Here is a 15080-nt window from a genome sequence, read left to right on the forward strand (position 1 = left end):
GCCCAGGTGCTCTGCATGGGCCAGCGGGTCGTCGGCATCGAGGTCGCCCGGCGCATGGCGAAGGAGTGGCTCGGGTACACGTTCGACCCGTCGAGCGCGAGCGCGGAGAAGGTCGCCGCGATCTGCGAGTACGACGGCTCCGCGCCGGTCGGCACCGACGCCCCTGGGGACGGGACGGACCCGGGCGCATGACGATCGTCGGGGTGTCGCTGAAGATGTACTTCTCGCACGCGCAGACGCTCTCGTGGGTGAGCGCGGTGGCGGACATCGCCCGGCGGCACCCCGCGGTCGCCGCCGGCGCGGTGGAGCTCTTCGTCGCGCCGACCTTCCCCGCGCTCGTCCCGGTGCGCGAGCTGCTCGCCGGGTCGGGCATCCGGCTCGCCGCGCAGGACCTGTCGGCGTCGGACGAGGGCGCGTCCACCGGCGAGGTGTCCGGCGCCGAGCTCCGCGAGATCGGCGTCGACCTCGTCGAGATCGGGCACGCCGAGCGGCGCTCCCGGTTCCACGAGACGGACGAGGTCGTCGCGCGCAAGGTGCACGCGGCCTTCCGGCACCACCTCGAACCGCTTGTGTGCGTCGGCGAAGCTGTCCGCGCCTCCCGTGCGGAGGCCGTGGCGGAGGTCACCGGGCAGCTCGACCGGGCGCTGGCGGTGGCCGCGGCGGCCGGGACGACCGGACGGGTCACCGTGGCGTACGAGCCCGTGTGGGCGATCGGCGCCGCCGAGCCGGCGCCGCACGAGCACGTCGTCGGGGTCCTCGAGGGGATCGAGCAGTCCCTGGCGGCCCGGCCGGCGTTCGCGGGGTCGCGGGTGGTCTACGGCGGCAGCGCCGGACCGGGGCTGCTCACCCGGGGACGCGGACGGATCGGCGGAGTGTTCCTCGGGCGCTTCGCGCACGAACCCGCGGCGGTCGGTGCGGTGCTCGACGAGGCGGCGGCCCTGGCCTCCTGACCGGGTCGCCGGTCACCCCTCCCGGGCGCCCGCCAGGCCGTGGTCGTGCGCGTAGACCACGAGCTGCACCCGGTCGCGGAGCTCGAGCTTGCCGAGGATGCTCGAGATCTGCGACTTGACGGTCGACTCGGTGACGAACTCCTTCGCCGCGATCTCGGCGTTCGAGAGCCCTCGGGACGCCCACCCGAAGACGATGCGCTCCCGGTCCGTCAGGGTCTGGAACGCCTCGGGCTGGGGAGCAGGGGCTCGGTCGACGTCGGCGCCGAACAGCTGCGACAGGTCGTTCGGGGCGATCACCGAGCTGCCCTCGTGCACGGCCCGCACCGCGGCGAACAGGAACGGCGGTGTCGTGTCCTTGAGCAGGAACCCGCTCGCACCGAGCCGGATCGCGGTGGCGGCAGCGGGGTCGAGGCCGAACGTCGTGAGCACCACCACGCGGGGGAGCGGCCCCGGGACGGCGCCGGAGAACAGCTGGCGCACCGTCTCGACGCCGTCCATCCCGGCCATGCGCATGTCGAGCAGGACGACGTCGGGCCGCAGCTCCCGGACACGGTCGAGGGCCTCGGCGCCGTCCGAGGCCTCGCCCACCACCTGCATGTCGGGCTGCGCGTCGAGCACCACGCGCAGGCCCGCCCGGAAGAGCGCCTGGTCGTCGGTGAGCAGGATGCGGATCGGGTCGGTCATCGGGTCGTCCCCCCTCGGACGTCGAACGGGATGCGGGCGCGCGCGACGAACACGGCGTCCAGCACGGCGGCGTCGAACGACCCGCCGATCGTGGTCAGTCGGGTCTGCATGCCGGTCAGGCCCCGGCCGGAGCCACGGGTCGACGTGACCGTCGGCTGCTCGGCGGTCGCGGTCGGCTGTCCTGCGGTCGCGGTCGCGGTCGCGCGGACGGGGACGCCGCCGGTGGCCGCCGCGGCGAGTTCCTCGAGCCCGAGCCCGGGCCCGACCGGCAGCGCGTCCGACGGGACGGCGTTCTCCACCTCGAGCACGAGGTCGGCGGACCGCCAGGTCTCCCGGACCTCGACGGCACCGCCCGGTGCCCCGTGCCGGAGGGCGTTCGTGAGCATCTCCTGCAGGACCCGGCGGGCAGCCGTGCCGTGCACCGCGCCGAGCGGTCGGGCGACACCGCGCACGGCGTGCTCGACGTCCACCCCGGCGTCGCGGATGCCGCGGACGATCTCCTCGAAGGACGTCGGGTCGCTCGCGGTGTCCGACCCGTCGATGTGCCCGAGGACCTGTCGCACCTCGACCAGGGAGCTCCGGGCGGTGCTGGCGATGGTGGCGCTGACCTCGCGGATCCGCGCCTCGTCGTCGAGGAAGGGCACCGAGTCCGCCTGCGCGATGATGACCGCGAGCGAGTGGCCGACGACGTCGTGCACGTCGCGGGCGATGTCCGCACGGATGCGTTCCGCCTCGGCCTCGTCGACCGCGCGCGTGGCCACGGCCTCGGCACGGTTGGCCACCGCCTCCGCCCGGCTGGCGGCAGCCTCGGCGTCGGCGCGCCGGACGGCCTCGGCGTTCTGCGACCGGATCGCCCGACCGGCGAGACCAGCCGCCCAGAAGGAGAGCAGGACGAGTGCCGGGGCGGCCAGGACGAGGACGACCTGGTCACGCGGCCCGTTCAGCAGCAGTGCGTAGCGGTAACCGGTCGTGGAGAGGTACATCGACGCCGAAGCCCCGGCGACCACGGCGAGCAGACCGGCCAGCACGGCCTCGAACCGCGTCCCGACGACGGCGACGGTGCCGATGACGACGGCGATGGCGAGGTCGACCAACGACGGTCGCTCGCCGCCGGCCACCTGCACCGCGCCCAGAGCGACGGTCGCGGTCATCGCCGCGCTCGGCGAGAGGCGGCGGACGGCGATGGCGACGGTGGCGATCGCGACCGCGAGGGGGCTGGCGTGCTCGAGCTCGACGTCGATCGGGGCGGCGGACACCAGCGCGGCGAGGCCCGCCCAGAGGAGGTCGACGACGACCGACCGGGTCCGCATCGGCCGGAGGAACGTGCGCCGGTCCGTCACGGCTCGATCATCGCACGACGCGGGCTCACGGCACGGGGGACATCGCGACGAGGGCCACCGCGGTGACGACGATGATCGCCGCGCAGGTGGCGAGGGTGGCGATCACGTGCTTGGTCGAGCTCTCCATGCCACCGAGCCTGTCGGTCGACCAGGTCGTCGGGCATCGTGCGGAGGGACGAACGGGGTCGTCCTGCAGGACGAACCCGTCAGATCGTCAGTTGTCCCAGCACGCGGTGCCCGATCGACACCGACTCCCCGCTGACGACCGAGCGCGGGGACGACAGGAACGCGACGAGGTCGGCGATCTGCTGCGGGCTGGACTCGCCACCGGCCCCGGGCTGCACCGTCCTGGCGGGATCGTCCGTCACCGCACCGGGGTTCACCACGTTCACGGTGACCCCCGTGCCGACGGACTGGTCGGCCAGGTTCCCCGCGATGATGCTCGTTGCCGCGTTCCGGAGCGAGGTCGTGACGTTGCCGGACAGGTAGGCGTTCTGCCCGCTCACCACCACGACGCGGCCGAAGCCCGCCTCGCGCTGCACGGGCAGCACGGCGTTCGCGACCCGGAGGAAGCCCAGTGCCTTGCCGTCGATCGCCGCGGCGACCTGGTCGGGGTCCGACGCACGCTCCGGGTCGAGGGTCCCGGCCGCCGGCGCGGCGGTGACGACGAGGACGTCGATGCGTCCGTGCTGGTCGAGGACACGGGCGACCCCGGCGTCCACCGACTCCTGCGACGCGGTGTCCATCGCCACGGCGTCGTCCCCGTCGGCGTTCCGCGACGCGACGACGACCCGGGCGCCCTCGCGACGCAGGGTCTCGGCGACGACGGAGCCGATGTACCCCCGTCCGCCGACGACGAGGGCGACACGGCCGGTGAGTTCGAGGTCCATGCGCCACACGCCAGGCCGATCACCCGCGCTCGGACCGGGTTGCGTACTCAATGTGAAACACAATACGTTGAATCGACTTCAGCGGGAGGAGGTGACCATGAACGACGACAAGCAGCCGATTACCGACGACGTCTTCTACATCGAAGAGCTCGACAACGCAACGCACCTGATCACGGTCCGCACGTAGGACGATTCCGGTGCTGGGAGGGTCGTTTCGTCCTCCCAGCACCTTGAACCGAGAGAACTGATGAACTCGTACAAGGTCCGGCCTGGCTGGTCGATCATCCACACCCAGGCGGACGAACTCCGATTCGCTGGTGAGGCCCGGCAGTTCACCGTTCGTATGCCCGGCGGCGTCGAACTCCTGCTCGACGCGCTCCGGCTTGCCGAGGAGCCGTCTCATCGGGTTGAGCGTGTGATCCGCGAACTCGAACGACTCGGCGTTGTCATGCGATCGCCCGGTGACCGCGACATTGCTGGGCGATGTGCCCGGCAGCTCGAGTACTTTGACGCGTTCGGCGACGATTCCGCTGCGATCCAAGCGCGGCTCGAACGGGCCCGGTTGCTGCTCCTCGGCCTTGGTGGCACCGGATCCGAGTTCCTCAGGCACATGGTCGGGGTCGGGGTGCGGGACTACCTCCTCGTTGACCAGGACGTCGTCGAGGAGAGCAACTTCAACCGACAGAGCTTGTACACCTACAGTGATGTCGGATTGCCGAAGGTCGTCGCTGCGCAACGCTACGTCGAGAGCCGACTCACCCGAGCACGCTGCGACACGCTGCACACACGCGTGCGAGCAGACGACCAGCTCCGCCAGCTGATCCGCTCGTTCGACCCGACACTCCTGATCGTGGCGATCGATGACCCCGTGGACATCTCCAGAGACGTTGCGGCTGCGGCGGCCGGACTCGGAGTGCCCTTCCTCATCGCTGGGGTCGGAGTACGGCAGGGGCGGATCTACCCCGTCTCGCACGCGCCGGGGCCGGAGACGTCGTTCTGCGGAACGGATGCTTCCCTGGCCACGACCAATGCTGTGGTCGCTGCGCTTGCTGCCCATCGCGCGGTCGAGTTCCTGAGCGGCACGAATCTGCCCTTCGAGGTGCTCGATGCGTGAAACGCTCGATCTCGTTCTCGATCGTCGCCCTGACGGGGTCGGCCTGCAGGCGCGCGATTGGGCGGGTATGCAGGTGAGCAGGCTGTGGAGCGTGCCGCTCTTCGAATCGGTGACGCAGACCAACGAGTACCGCAACGTGGGCGCGTCGCTCATCACTCGACTCGACGCGCACGACTGGCGGATCGAGGTCGACATCGCGCGGGTCGGCTCCGCGGCACAGGTCCTCGAAGCCTGGCGCACCAGCGCGAGCATCCGCGGAGCTGCTGCCTTCCACTTCCTGACGTCAGTGCAGGCAGAAGGGGAGGGCACCATGCGGATCACGACTCGTGCACCCTACGCCGACATCCGGCCCTTCTTCGATGCCTACGACCTCTGGATCGGGCTCGGATCCGCGAGTGAGGCCGCGCGTGCTCGAGAACGATCGTCGGCGGCAGACCTGTACCCGATCACCTCGAACTCGGAGGTTCGTGTCACGGTGGACTCCGACGGTCGGAGCATGGTTCCGGATCGACGCTGGACCGCCTCGGGTCTGCCAGCGACCTCGGAGCTGAGCGCGCAGGTCTCCACCACCTTGCTGACGTTCGTGACCTTCGCGGAGGGCCCCCGAGGACATCTCGCAACGGTGGACCCCGGTCTCCTTCGAGGCCGACTCGCTCATCGACTCTCCTCCGCGCCAGGATGCGAACCCCTTCACGAACCAACCGTCGCCATCGATTCGACATGGCGGAGAGCAACTCTTCGTTTCGCGGATTTCTCGCCGAACCGGCACGTTGCTCGAGCAATCTGTGATGCCGCCGATGCCACGCTCGGCAAGCCGCGGCTGGCCAGCCGTGCAACGACCTACCGCGAGGATCCCCGTCCCAGATCCGAGCCCGGACTGTTCATGACGATCATCGTGCCGATGAACTCCGCAGGTACCGGATTGCAGCGAACGCTCGCGGCGAGTCCCTGGGCAGCGGTCGGTGACGAAGACCGACGCGCGCGCTTGCATGCCTTGCTCGACCGGGACGATCTCGGCAGGAACTCGGAACCGATCACGAGTCCGAGCGTCCTGGCCGAATGCTCGGGCATCGGTTCGGTAGGCAACTACATCGCTGGCCGATCCAACAACCACGGGTGGAAGCCCCCCGTCTCGAAGATGGGCATCCTGCCCCTTGATGAACTGGAGATCGCATGAGTACCCCGTCGTCTGACACATCTCGCGGACCTCGCCGGGAAGCGGGACTCGCAATCCGTGACGAGGCGATCGCCTTCCTCAGCAGCGACACGTTCGTTCGGAGTCTCGAGGAGGTGTTGCGAGGTGATTCTCTCGCCAGGACGGTCGCGCTCCGGTCGTCCTTTGACTGGCAGGCGGTCCTTCAAGACATGAGATCCGACCCGAAGTGGGCCGAGGAGCGGTGGCGATTGGACGCTGGCGGCGATGTCGAGATCGTGTCAGGCTCGCGATTCGACGCGCTTCCGGCTGCGGAGCGATTCTCATGGTCAGACTCACTCCGGAAACCCGCCCCGGATGCGTACGCGCTTCGAGGGTTGTTGTCCGCGCTGCACAGTGACACGGTCCTCCGTCGCTTCAGTCAGGCCGACGGGCGAAGGTTGCAGTACCGATCCGCTGACATCGCGCGGTATCGACCCGGTCACTACCTTCGGAGACACGACGACCTCTACGACGGACGCGTCTTCGGACTGGTGTTCTTCTTGCACGACCACTGGCCCGACGGGGCCGGAACCCACCTGGTGGCGGAGAAGCCGGACGGGCGATGCGCTGTCGTCGAGCCACGGCCCGGCACGGTCGCGATGATGCGTCTGGCGGGTGAGCACTTCCACCAGGTCGAGCCGAACACGTCAACGGACTGGACCCGGTACTCGATCGCGGTCCACTTCGGGGAAGAACGTGCGTGAACACCACCGACGTCTCCTCGCCACCCTGACGGCATCCGAGATCGGGGGTGCGCTCGGCTTACAGATCACGTACTTCCTCGTCCCCCTGACGGCCGTGCAACTCTTCGAAGCCGGGCCGCTCGCGATCGGAGCCCTGAACCTGGCTGATTCAGTCGCTGCTCTGGCTGTCGGGATCGTCCTCGGCCGGTGGATCGATCGAGCGGGCAGTGTGCGAGCCATGACCGCCGCGAATCTGCTGCGCTTCACGGTCCTGGCGCTGCTCGGTCTGAGCTTGAGCACGGCTCCGCAGATGTGGTTGCTCTACGTCGCCATGCTCTGCATCGGGGTCGCTTCGATCGCCCATGACGCGGGCCTCACCGCGGCCGTCCTGCACCTCGAGGTTCGGTCCGATCACGGTCTCAACCGCATCAATGCTGTGCTGCGCACTGCTTCCACCCTCTCCGAACTCGCTGGTCCAGGCGTCGGGGGACTACTCGTGACATCACTCGGATTCGCGACGGGCGCCGGTCTGGGCTCGCTCACCTTCGGAGTCGCGGCATTCGCGGGGGTGCTCTTCCTCCGGCGTCGATCGGACAGGGCTCGGGACGCCGTTCTGGAGGATCAGGCTCCGCCGCAGCCGCAGCCGCAGCCGCAGCCGCAGCCGCAGCCGCAGCCGCAGCCGCTCCCGAAGCGGACGAACGGTCCGATGAGCGGTGTGCGATTCATCTGGAGCGATGTCGTGTTGCGCAGGCTGTCTATGTCGTCACTGCAGTTCAACCTGTTCAGTGCCGTGTTCCAGGCGGTCTTCCTGATCTACTGCGTGCGTGAGCTCGAGTTCGACGCGGCCGCGATTGCCGTCGTTGCTGTCTCTGCTGGAGGGGGAGCTCTTCTCGGGGCGGTGGCTGCTGCGTCAGCCGCGGTGGCGGCATCTCCCAAGGCCTTCTACTGCTGCGCCTTGGCACTACCGGCCTTCTGTGTTGCCGCTCTGATCTTCGCGGATCGTGTCGAGGACGCCGCTGCACTCGTGATCGTGGCGGGTTCCCAGGCGCTGTTCTCGTTGTGCATGGTCGTCTGCATCGTGCTCTTCAACACCATCCGTCAGGTCAAGAGTCCGGGACACATGGCCGGGCAGATCGCTGCCGCTGAACGCGTTCTCGCGCTCATCGGCGAGATCCCAGGGGCTGTGCTCGGCGGCATCCTCGGTACGGTCTTCCTTCTTGCGCTCCCACTGGCCGTGGCCTCGGTCGGCATGCTCAGCGCTTGTCTCTGGGTCCTCGCGGTCCCCGACTGGTCGTCCAAAGCGTCTACCGACCGGACGGAGACGCAACGCCCCTCGGTGAACTGACCGGGACGTCGTCCGCGCGATCCGGCCAACGGACCCGCGCGATCCGTCCACCCCGAACGCCCGCCCAGTCATCCGAGCGGAGCGTCGGCCACGACGACGGACCCCGCCGCGCCGCCGTGCACCACGACGACGTGACGACCATCGAGACAGGAGAACGAGTTGTACTTCCACAAGCAGGAGCTCCAGTTCAAGGCCACCCCCGACAAGCCCGACGCGGTGTACGCGCGCAAGCTGCAGGAGGTGCTCGGGGGTCAGTACGGCGAGATCTCCGTCGCCCTGCAGTACCAGTTCCAGGCGTGGAACATGCACATCCCGGGCAAGTACCGCGACATGGTGTTCGGCATCGGGGCCGAGGAGATGGGCCACGTCGAGATGCTCGCGACGATGATCGCGCAGCTGCTCGAGAAGAGCCCGCTCGGCATCACCGAGGACGCGCTGCAGGACGACCCGACCGTGGCCGCGATCGTCGGCGGGACCGACGTGCAGCACGCCATCGTCGCGGGTGCAGGCGCCCGTCCGGTCGACAGCAACGGCAACCCCTGGCAGGGTTCCTACATCACCGCGTCGGGCAACCTGCTCGCGGACTTCACGGCCAACGAGAACGCCGAGATGCAGGGCCGTGTCCAGGCCGCCCGGCTCTACCACATGACCGACGACCACGGCGTGCGGGACCTGCTCTCGTTCCTCATCGCCCGCGACACCATGCACCAGAACATGTGGGCGACCGCCGCGGCCGAGCTCCGCGAGCAGGGCGTCGAGGGCTTCCCGGTGCCGAGCAACTTCCCGCAGTCGAAGGAGCACACCGAGTTCAGCTACCAGTACCTCAACTTCTCGGACGGCAAGGAGGCCGGCGACGGCCCCTGGGCGAGCGGCCCGTCGTTCGACGGCAAGGGCGAGTACTCCTACCACGACGGCCCCACGTCGTCGGTGCCGATGCCGCCGCCCACGCACCCGGACGTGCGGTTCTACGGCACGACGGAGCTGCCGAACGTCGTCGAGAAGACCGCGGGGCTCGTGCAGGACAAGCTCAACAAGGAGTGACGGTCCGCCGGTCGCGCGGCCTCACCACCCGACGCGGCCGGGAGACGGACGGGAGGCCCGGTGCCAGCCGGCACCGGGCCTCCCGTGCGTCACGTGGTCACGCCGTCACGACTCCGCGCCCACCGTCGCCAGCGCGGCGGTGTCGTCGTCGCGCGGTGCGCGCGGTGGCTCGAAGATGCCGGACCAGAGGCGCGTCGCGCTCCAGAGTGCGATGAGCGCGACCGTGCCGGCAACCGCGGCGAGCCAGGGGACGAGCGGGACCTGTGCCCACGCGCCGGGCGCGACCAGCCAGGTGAGGAAGTTCCCCGCCGTGCTGCCGGCCGCGCCGAGGAGCACGGCCACCCGACGGTCCAGGCTCGTCGCGACCAGCGCTCCCGTCACGACCGCGACGGCGAGGAAGGCGTTGATGATCGTCGTCACCGCACGCCCCCTGACTACTCGGTGGAACCGCTGCCGACCGCGAGCTGCTGCGCCCCACCACCGGTGGTGACGTCGATCTTCCGGGGCTTCGCGGACTCCTTGACCGGGATCGTGACGCTCAGCACGCCGTTGTCGTAGGCGGCACTGATGCGCGCGGTGTCGAGGTGGTCGCCGAGCGTCAGCTGCCGGACGAACGTGCCCGGCTGGCGCTCGCGGGTCAGCCACTGCGAACCCTCGGGGGCACCGAGCGTGCGCTCGGCGCGGATGGTGAGCACCGAGCCGTCGACGTCCACGTCCACCGATCCGGGGTCGATGCCCGGCAGGTCGACGTCGAGGACGTAGTGGTCGCCGGTCCGGTACAGGTCCATCGGCATCGAGCGGGGAGCACCGGCGCCGGCACCGAGCAGGGAGCCGGCGAGTCGGTCGAGCTCGCGGAACGGGTCGAACTGCATCGTCATCGAGATCAACTCCTTCGTCCTTGTTGAGTCCCTTCGACTCAACTGCGTCATGTTCTAGCACTCTCCCCTCAGGAGTGCCAAGAGAACGCTCGGAGGGCGCTGGGAGCACCGGGTCGCCGACGCTCAGCGGTCGCCGCGGTGCGCGATCTCGCGGTGGAGGTGCTCGAGTGCGGGGAGTGCTGCGGCCAGCGCGGCTCGGTCCTCGGGGGACAGCCGGTCGAGCGCCTCGACGAGCACGGCGGTCGAGGCGTCGTCGTAGGCGGCGAGCCGCTCCTCGGCCAGGGGGGTCAGGCGGAGTTCGGTCCGGCGTCCGTCACCCGCTGCCAGTCGTCGCTCGAGGAGCCCGGCGGTCTCCATCGCCGACACGAGGTTGCTCACCGTCGAGCGAGCGAGTCCGAGCCGGCCGGCCAGGGCCGAGGGCGTGGTCGTGGTCCCCGTCAGGGCCCGCATCACCTCGACCTGGGCGTCGGGCAGGTCCGGCAGGTCGGCGACCTCGCGCGAGGTGCGGAGGAGGGCGCGTCGGAACGGACCGATGCGGTCGCTCAGCCTGCGCGCGACCTGCGTCGTGCCGCCCGGTCCGTCCGTACCCTGCACACACGGCAACCTAGCAGCGAGGTTTGTTTGCAACAAAACCAGTTCGGGAGCAAACTCGATGCATGACCACGCAGACCTCCGTCGAGCACCCCGAACCGCCCCAGGACCTCACCGGCATCGTCGGCCACCGGTTCGTCTACACGTACGCCAACGGCTGGCAGTACGAGATGTACGTCAAGAACGCGACGACCATCGACTACCGCATCCACACCGGCCACGTCGGCGGTCGCTGGGTGAAGGACCAGACCGTCGACCTCGTCGCCCTCGCCCCCGGCGTCTACAAGGTGTCCTGGAACGAGCCGACCGGCACCAGCGTCGTCGTCAACGTCGTCCCGGAGCAGCGCGTCCTGCACGGCACGATCTTCTTCCCGCGCTGGATCGAGCTCGACGGGCAGAAGACCGTGCTGTTCCAGAACGACCACCTGGACGACATGCAGCGCTTCCGCGACGAGGGTCCGACCTACCCGATCTACGTCGTGCCGGAGTTCGCGCACATCACGCTGTTCGAGCACGTCGGCGCGGACGACGAGACCGTGATCGACACCGCTCCCGGTGACCTGCCGGCCGGCTGGGCGGACCGGACGAACTGATGTCCGTCGTGCCGCTGCGGGGCGCCGATCCCCGCACCACCCCGACCACGCTCGACCACCACGGTCGGACGGTCCGCGGATGGCAGTGGGAGCCGCAGGACGGTGCGGCCGCGGATGCGCCCGTCGTGCTGCTCGTGCACGGCTTCAGCGACAGTGCGCTCGGCGGGCACCAGCTCTTCGTGCAGACCGCACGACACCTGGTCGCCCGAGGCGCGGTCGTCCGCAGTCACGACCGACTCGGACAGGGCGCCAGTGACGGGGAGTTCGCGGACATCACCATCCGTGACGAGGTGGAGCAGGTCGTCACGATGATCCGCGCCGCCGACCGTGGGCAGGGCGTGCACGTCGTCGCGCACAGCCTGGGGGCCGTCGAGTCGGCGCTCGCCGCGGCGCAGGAGCCCTCGCTCGTCCGGACGCTCACGCTGTGGTCACCCGCCGGCGTCGTCGTGGACGACATCACGGAGCACGACGTGATCCAGGGGCAGCCGCTCGCCCCGGTGCGCGAGCACGGATGGTTCGACTTCGGCGGGATGCCCCTCGGTGGCGCGTTCATCGCCGACGTGCAGGACGACCTCGACGTGTACGGGCCGGTGTCGGGCTACGGCGGACCGGCCGACGTGGTGCACGGCAGCGAGGACGCGATCGTGCCGGTGTCGTACGGTCGCCGGTACGCCGACCTCCTGCCGGGTGCGCGACTCACGGTCGTCGACGGTGCGGACCACGGCTGGTCCTCGGTGCCCTTCCGCGAGCGGCTCCTGGCGCTGCTGGACGAGCGGCTCGGCCTGCGCTGACGCCACCGTCCCGCACGACGCAACGTCGGCGGCAACTCGCAGCGGTACAGCGCTGCGAGCGACCGCCGACGTTGCGTTCCGCGATCCGCGCCGGGCCAGGCCGGACGGAACCGGGTCGAACCTCGCGGGGGTCAGCTCACCTGACCGGAACGGGCTCCCGACCACAGGTCGACGTCGAGCACGCCGACCGAGTGCTCGTCGATGCGGCGCAGCTCGTCGTCCGTGAAGGACAGGTTGCCGAGCGCCGCGACGTTCTGCTCGAGCTGCTCGACGCGCGACGCCCCGATGACGAGCGAGGTCACCCGCTCGTCGCGCAGTGCCCACGCGAGTGCGAGCTGCGCGAGGCTCTGCCCGCGGTCGGACGCGATGTCGTTCAACGCCCGCAGGTGTCCGACGACCTCGTCCGTCAGGGACCCGGCGTCGAGGGACTTCCCGGCGGCGGCGCGCGAGTCCTCCGGCACGCCGTCGAGGTACCGCCCGGTGAGCAGGCCCTGCGCGAGCGCGGTGAAGCCGATGACGCCGAAGCCCAGGTCGCCCGCGGCGTCGAGCAGGCCCTCGTCCTCGATCCAGCGGTTGAGCATCGAGTACGAGGGCTGGTGGATGAGGAGCGGCGTGCCCAGGTCGCGGAGGATCTCGGCGGCCTGTCGGGAGCGCTCGGCGTCGTAGGACGAGATCCCGACGTAGAGCGCCTTGCCCTGCTGGACCGCGGTGTGGAGTGCGCCCATGGTCTCCTCGAGCGGGGTCGAGGCGTCGAGGCGGTGCGAGTAGAAGACGTCGACGTAGTCCAGGCCCATCCGCTCGAGCGACTGGTCGAGCGAGGCGAGCACGTACTTCCGCGAGCCGCCGCCCTGCCCGTACGGCCCGGGCCACATGTCCCAGCCCGCCTTCGTCGAGATCACCATCTCGTCGCGGTAGGGACGGAAGTCCTCCCGCATGAGCCGGCCGAAGTTCACCTCGGCGGCGCCGTAGGGCGGGCCGTAGTTGTTCGCGAGGTCGTGGTGCGTGATGCCGAGGTCGAACGCCCGGCGGCTGATCGCCCGCTGCGTCTCGAAGGGCTTGTCGTCGCCGAAGTTGTGCCAGTAGCCCAGCGAGAGCAGTGGCAGGTCGAGGCCGGAGCGGCCGGTCCGGCGGTAGGGCATGGAGTCGTAGCGGTCGTCCGCGGCGATGTAGGACATGGGACCCATCCTGGCCCCGCCCGGTCGAGTGCCGCGCGAACCGTACAGAACGCGAAAGGTTCGTTGCACTGATCGTTCGCGTCGTGAAACAGTTCACTCGTCCGACCAGGACGGCAACGACGCAGGAAGGCGGGATCAGTCATGCACAGCACGTACTCCGGGATGCCGCGCACCACACGGATGTCCGCGACCCACACACGGGTCGGCCTGACCGACCCCGCCGTGATCGACGCCTGGGTGTCCCGGCGCATCCAGGACCCGTCGCTCCTGTCGACGCGCAGCGAACCGTCGTACGCTGACTTCTTCACGGCGCCCACCGCGTAGCCACCCGCTCCGACCGGATCCGCCCGACAGAGAGACCCCACCAGCCGATGCCCCTGACCGTCGTCCGCCGTGAGCACGTCCACCTCTACGCCAGGGAGCCGCGGTCGAAGGCCGCGAAGGTCGCCGTCGACGCGCTCCTGCGTCTGCAGCACGTCGAGGAGCAGCAGCTGGAGCAGGCCCGCACCGAGAGCGGCCTGACGAAGAACGAGTTCCTGACGGTGCGGTACATGCTGCAGGCGCACCGGGACGGTCGGGCGATGGGCCCGAAGGACCTCGCCGTCATGCTCAACGTCTCGAACGCGTCGGTCACGAAGATCGTCGACGGGCTCGCGGCGAAGGGCGACATCGTCCGCGTCCCGCACCCCACCGACCGACGGGCGCAGGTGCTCGAGCCGACGGTGCAGGCCGCCGAGAAGATCGACTCGTCGTACGCCCGGTTCCACGAGGCCGTGGTCGGCGTGATGGACCACCTGTCGAGCGAGGACAACGAGGTGCTCGCGCGCTGCCTGTCGCAGATCACCGACGCCCTCGCCGTCGGGACCCCGACACCCGTCGACGAGTACACGGTCGACCCCGACGGCGCTGCGGAGCCGAACGACTCCTAGCGGCGACCGCAGGGTGGCGCGAAAACCTTCCAGCGGTAAGTTGGGGGGATGACGCACGAGGTCGACGACGACGGCGCGACCCCGCCCCGACGCGGCGGGTACCGCAAGGGCGCCGAACGCCGTGCGCAGATCCTCGACGAGATGATCCGCATGGTCGCGGCGCAGGGCGTCGACGCGTCGTCGCTCCGCTCGGTCGCCGACGCGCTCGGGATCACCCACGCGGCGCTCCGGCACTACTTCCCGAGCCGCGACGAACTGCTGCTCGCCGTCTACCGCGAGCACGAGGTGCGTGAGCAGGACGCCCCGGACCGCCTGCGGTCCGCGATCGGCGACATGCGCGAGAGCGCGTCGCGGAACCGCGCGGTCCCCGGGCTCGTGCAGCTCTACACGACGCTCGCGGCCGACGCCGTGCAGGAGGGGCACCCCGCCACGCGCGACTTCATGCGCGAGCGCTTCACCCGGCTCCGCGCCGACCTCGCCGAGCTGATCGCCGCGGACCAGGCCGCCGGACGGATCCGGGCCGACCTGGACCCGGTCGACCTCGCCAGCCTCGGCATCGCCGCGTCCGACGGCCTGCAGGTGCAGTGGCTGCTCGACCCGGAGGCGGTCGACGGTGAGCGGGTGCTCCGCCTGCTCGAGTCGATCATCCCCGCAACCGAGGACTGACGCCGGTCCCGGCGACGCGACCACGGCTCCGTCTCGACGCGTGGCGGACGGGAGGCGCGGCGCGGTGCCGCCACGAGCCTCCCGTCCGCCGCCCGGTCGCGACTACGGCGTCGACGCGCCGTTCGCGATGTTCGCGGTGACCGCGTCGATGTACGCGGCGCGCTCCGCACGCGTCTGGGGGCGACCCGGCACACCGGGCCGTTCCTCCCACGGGC

Annotated in this window: 19 protein-coding genes; 12 read left to right on the forward strand and 7 right to left on the reverse strand. The window is 70.2% G+C overall.

Annotated features, from left to right (window positions below; all coding sequences use genetic code 11):
• Together M3677_RS16490 and M3677_RS16495 are read left to right on the forward strand one after the other, a co-directional pair.
• Positions 1-192, forward strand: a 192-nt coding sequence (locus tag M3677_RS16490; protein WP_251161084.1) for an RpiB/LacA/LacB family sugar-phosphate isomerase, incomplete at its 5' end; no start/stop codon positions are given.
• Complete coding sequence (locus tag M3677_RS16495; protein ID WP_251161085.1) at positions 189-950, forward strand: triose-phosphate isomerase family protein; 762 nt, start codon at positions 189-191, stop codon at positions 948-950. The genes M3677_RS16490 and M3677_RS16495, both read left to right, overlap by 4 nt.
• A 12-nt stretch (positions 951-962) precedes the next feature.
• On the opposite strand, the gene M3677_RS16500 is transcribed toward M3677_RS16495, so the two are convergent.
• The 3 genes from M3677_RS16500 to M3677_RS16510 all read right to left on the reverse strand — a co-directional run bounded on the left by M3677_RS16500 (position 963) and on the right by M3677_RS16510 (position 3864).
• Positions 963-1634, reverse strand: coding sequence for a response regulator transcription factor (locus tag M3677_RS16500; RefSeq protein ID WP_066651190.1), 672 nt, complete (start codon positions 1632-1634; stop codon positions 963-965).
• Positions 1631-2974, reverse strand: a complete 1344-nt coding sequence (locus M3677_RS16505; RefSeq protein ID WP_251161086.1) for a sensor histidine kinase — start codon at positions 2972-2974, stop codon at positions 1631-1633. Before M3677_RS16505 ends, M3677_RS16500 begins: the two co-directional genes overlap by 4 nt.
• Before the next feature lie 206 nt (positions 2975-3180).
• Positions 3181-3864, reverse strand: a complete 684-nt coding sequence (locus M3677_RS16510; protein WP_209684734.1) for an SDR family oxidoreductase — start codon at positions 3862-3864, stop codon at positions 3181-3183.
• Positions 3865-4111: 247 nt separating this feature from the next.
• Here M3677_RS16510 and M3677_RS16515 point away from each other — a divergent pair, with 247 nt between their 5' ends.
• The 5 genes from M3677_RS16515 (at position 4112) to M3677_RS16535 (ending at position 9242) form a co-directional block, all read left to right on the forward strand.
• Positions 4112-4978 carry a ThiF family adenylyltransferase gene (locus tag M3677_RS16515; protein ID WP_251161087.1) on the forward strand — a complete coding sequence of 289 codons (867 nt, stop codon included), beginning with the start codon at positions 4112-4114 and terminating at the stop codon, positions 4976-4978.
• Positions 4971-6155, forward strand: a complete 1185-nt coding sequence (locus tag M3677_RS16520) for a hypothetical protein (protein WP_251161088.1) — start codon at positions 4971-4973, stop codon at positions 6153-6155. Before M3677_RS16515 ends, M3677_RS16520 begins: the two co-directional genes overlap by 8 nt.
• Before the next feature lie 188 nt (positions 6156-6343).
• Complete coding sequence (locus tag M3677_RS18590; protein ID WP_368859918.1) at positions 6344-6877, forward strand: 2OG-Fe(II) oxygenase; 534 nt, start codon at positions 6344-6346, stop codon at positions 6875-6877.
• Positions 6870-8201 (forward strand): MFS transporter, encoded by a 1332-nt coding sequence (locus tag M3677_RS16530; protein ID WP_251161090.1) that lies wholly within the window; start codon positions 6870-6872, stop codon positions 8199-8201. The genes M3677_RS18590 and M3677_RS16530 overlap by 8 nt, the downstream gene beginning before the upstream one ends.
• A gap of 159 nt (positions 8202-8360) precedes the next feature.
• The gene (locus tag M3677_RS16535; RefSeq protein ID WP_209684732.1) at positions 8361-9242 is read left to right on the forward strand and encodes a manganese catalase family protein; all 882 of its coding nucleotides are present in this window, start codon (positions 8361-8363) and stop codon (positions 9240-9242) included.
• Between the two features lie 105 nt (positions 9243-9347).
• On the opposite strand, the gene M3677_RS16540 is transcribed toward M3677_RS16535, so the two are convergent.
• The 3 genes from M3677_RS16540 to M3677_RS16550 all read right to left on the reverse strand — a co-directional run bounded on the left by M3677_RS16540 (position 9348) and on the right by M3677_RS16550 (position 10714).
• A complete protein-coding gene (locus tag M3677_RS16540) occupies positions 9348-9662 on the reverse strand; it encodes a hypothetical protein (RefSeq protein WP_251161091.1) in 315 nt (104 codons plus the stop codon).
• Between the two features lie 14 nt (positions 9663-9676).
• Positions 9677-10120: an Hsp20/alpha crystallin family protein gene (locus M3677_RS16545; protein WP_066651206.1), complete on the reverse strand. Its 444-nt coding sequence runs from the start codon at positions 10118-10120 to the stop codon at positions 9677-9679.
• Positions 10121-10243: 123 nt separating this feature from the next.
• The gene (locus M3677_RS16550; protein WP_251154382.1) at positions 10244-10714 is read right to left on the reverse strand and encodes a MarR family winged helix-turn-helix transcriptional regulator; all 471 of its coding nucleotides are present in this window, start codon (positions 10712-10714) and stop codon (positions 10244-10246) included.
• A gap of 62 nt (positions 10715-10776) precedes the next feature.
• Between M3677_RS16550 and M3677_RS16555 the strand changes: the two genes are divergently transcribed.
• Positions 10777-11304 (forward strand): phenolic acid decarboxylase, encoded by a 528-nt coding sequence (locus tag M3677_RS16555; protein ID WP_209684726.1) that lies wholly within the window; start codon positions 10777-10779, stop codon positions 11302-11304.
• Complete coding sequence (locus M3677_RS16560) at positions 11304-12095, forward strand: alpha/beta hydrolase (RefSeq protein ID WP_066651209.1); 792 nt, start codon at positions 11304-11306, stop codon at positions 12093-12095. Before M3677_RS16555 ends, M3677_RS16560 begins: the two co-directional genes overlap by 1 nt.
• Before the next feature lie 131 nt (positions 12096-12226).
• Here the strand turns inward: M3677_RS16560 and mgrA are convergent, their stop codons facing one another.
• A complete protein-coding gene (mgrA, locus tag M3677_RS16565) occupies positions 12227-13270 on the reverse strand; it encodes an L-glyceraldehyde 3-phosphate reductase (protein WP_066651210.1) in 1044 nt (347 codons plus the stop codon).
• A 141-nt stretch (positions 13271-13411) separates the two neighbouring features.
• Between mgrA and M3677_RS16570 the strand changes: the two genes are divergently transcribed.
• The 3 genes from M3677_RS16570 to M3677_RS16580 are packed head-to-tail and all read left to right on the forward strand — an operon-like array spanning position 13412 to position 14865.
• Positions 13412-13594 (forward strand): hypothetical protein, encoded by a 183-nt coding sequence (locus tag M3677_RS16570; RefSeq protein WP_066651213.1) that lies wholly within the window; start codon positions 13412-13414, stop codon positions 13592-13594.
• Positions 13595-13641: 47 nt separating this feature from the next.
• The gene (locus M3677_RS16575) at positions 13642-14199 is read left to right on the forward strand and encodes a MarR family winged helix-turn-helix transcriptional regulator (protein WP_066651217.1); all 558 of its coding nucleotides are present in this window, start codon (positions 13642-13644) and stop codon (positions 14197-14199) included.
• A gap of 48 nt (positions 14200-14247) precedes the next feature.
• Positions 14248-14865 (forward strand): TetR/AcrR family transcriptional regulator, encoded by a 618-nt coding sequence (locus tag M3677_RS16580; protein ID WP_209684724.1) that lies wholly within the window; start codon positions 14248-14250, stop codon positions 14863-14865.
• Positions 14866-15080: the final 215 nt, after the last annotated feature.

The sequence above is a fragment of the Curtobacterium sp. P97 genome (assembly GCF_023712445.1).
Lineage (GTDB): Bacteria > Actinomycetota > Actinomycetes > Actinomycetales > Microbacteriaceae > Curtobacterium.

Coding starts and splice junctions, on each gene's coding strand:
- M3677_RS16495 (WP_251161085.1), top strand. CDS start 189: ATGACGATCGTCGGGGTGTCGCTGAAGATGTACTTCTCGCACGCGCAG.
- M3677_RS16580 (WP_209684724.1), top strand. CDS start 14,248: ATGACGCACGAGGTCGACGACGACGGCGCGACCCCGCCCCGACGCGGC.
- mgrA (WP_066651210.1), bottom strand. CDS start 13,270: ATGTCCTACATCGCCGCGGACGACCGCTACGACTCCATGCCCTACCGC.
- M3677_RS16570 (WP_066651213.1), top strand. CDS start 13,412: ATGCACAGCACGTACTCCGGGATGCCGCGCACCACACGGATGTCCGCG.
- M3677_RS16515 (WP_251161087.1), top strand. CDS start 4,112: ATGAACTCGTACAAGGTCCGGCCTGGCTGGTCGATCATCCACACCCAG.
- M3677_RS16510 (WP_209684734.1), bottom strand. CDS start 3,864: ATGGACCTCGAACTCACCGGCCGTGTCGCCCTCGTCGTCGGCGGACGG.
- M3677_RS16500 (WP_066651190.1), bottom strand. CDS start 1,634: ATGACCGACCCGATCCGCATCCTGCTCACCGACGACCAGGCGCTCTTC.
- M3677_RS16545 (WP_066651206.1), bottom strand. CDS start 10,120: ATGACGATGCAGTTCGACCCGTTCCGCGAGCTCGACCGACTCGCCGGC.
- M3677_RS16555 (WP_209684726.1), top strand. CDS start 10,777: ATGACCACGCAGACCTCCGTCGAGCACCCCGAACCGCCCCAGGACCTC.
- M3677_RS16575 (WP_066651217.1), top strand. CDS start 13,642: ATGCCCCTGACCGTCGTCCGCCGTGAGCACGTCCACCTCTACGCCAGG.
- M3677_RS18590 (WP_368859918.1), top strand. CDS start 6,344: ATGAGATCCGACCCGAAGTGGGCCGAGGAGCGGTGGCGATTGGACGCT.
- M3677_RS16560 (WP_066651209.1), top strand. CDS start 11,304: ATGTCCGTCGTGCCGCTGCGGGGCGCCGATCCCCGCACCACCCCGACC.
- M3677_RS16520 (WP_251161088.1), top strand. CDS start 4,971: ATGCGTGAAACGCTCGATCTCGTTCTCGATCGTCGCCCTGACGGGGTC.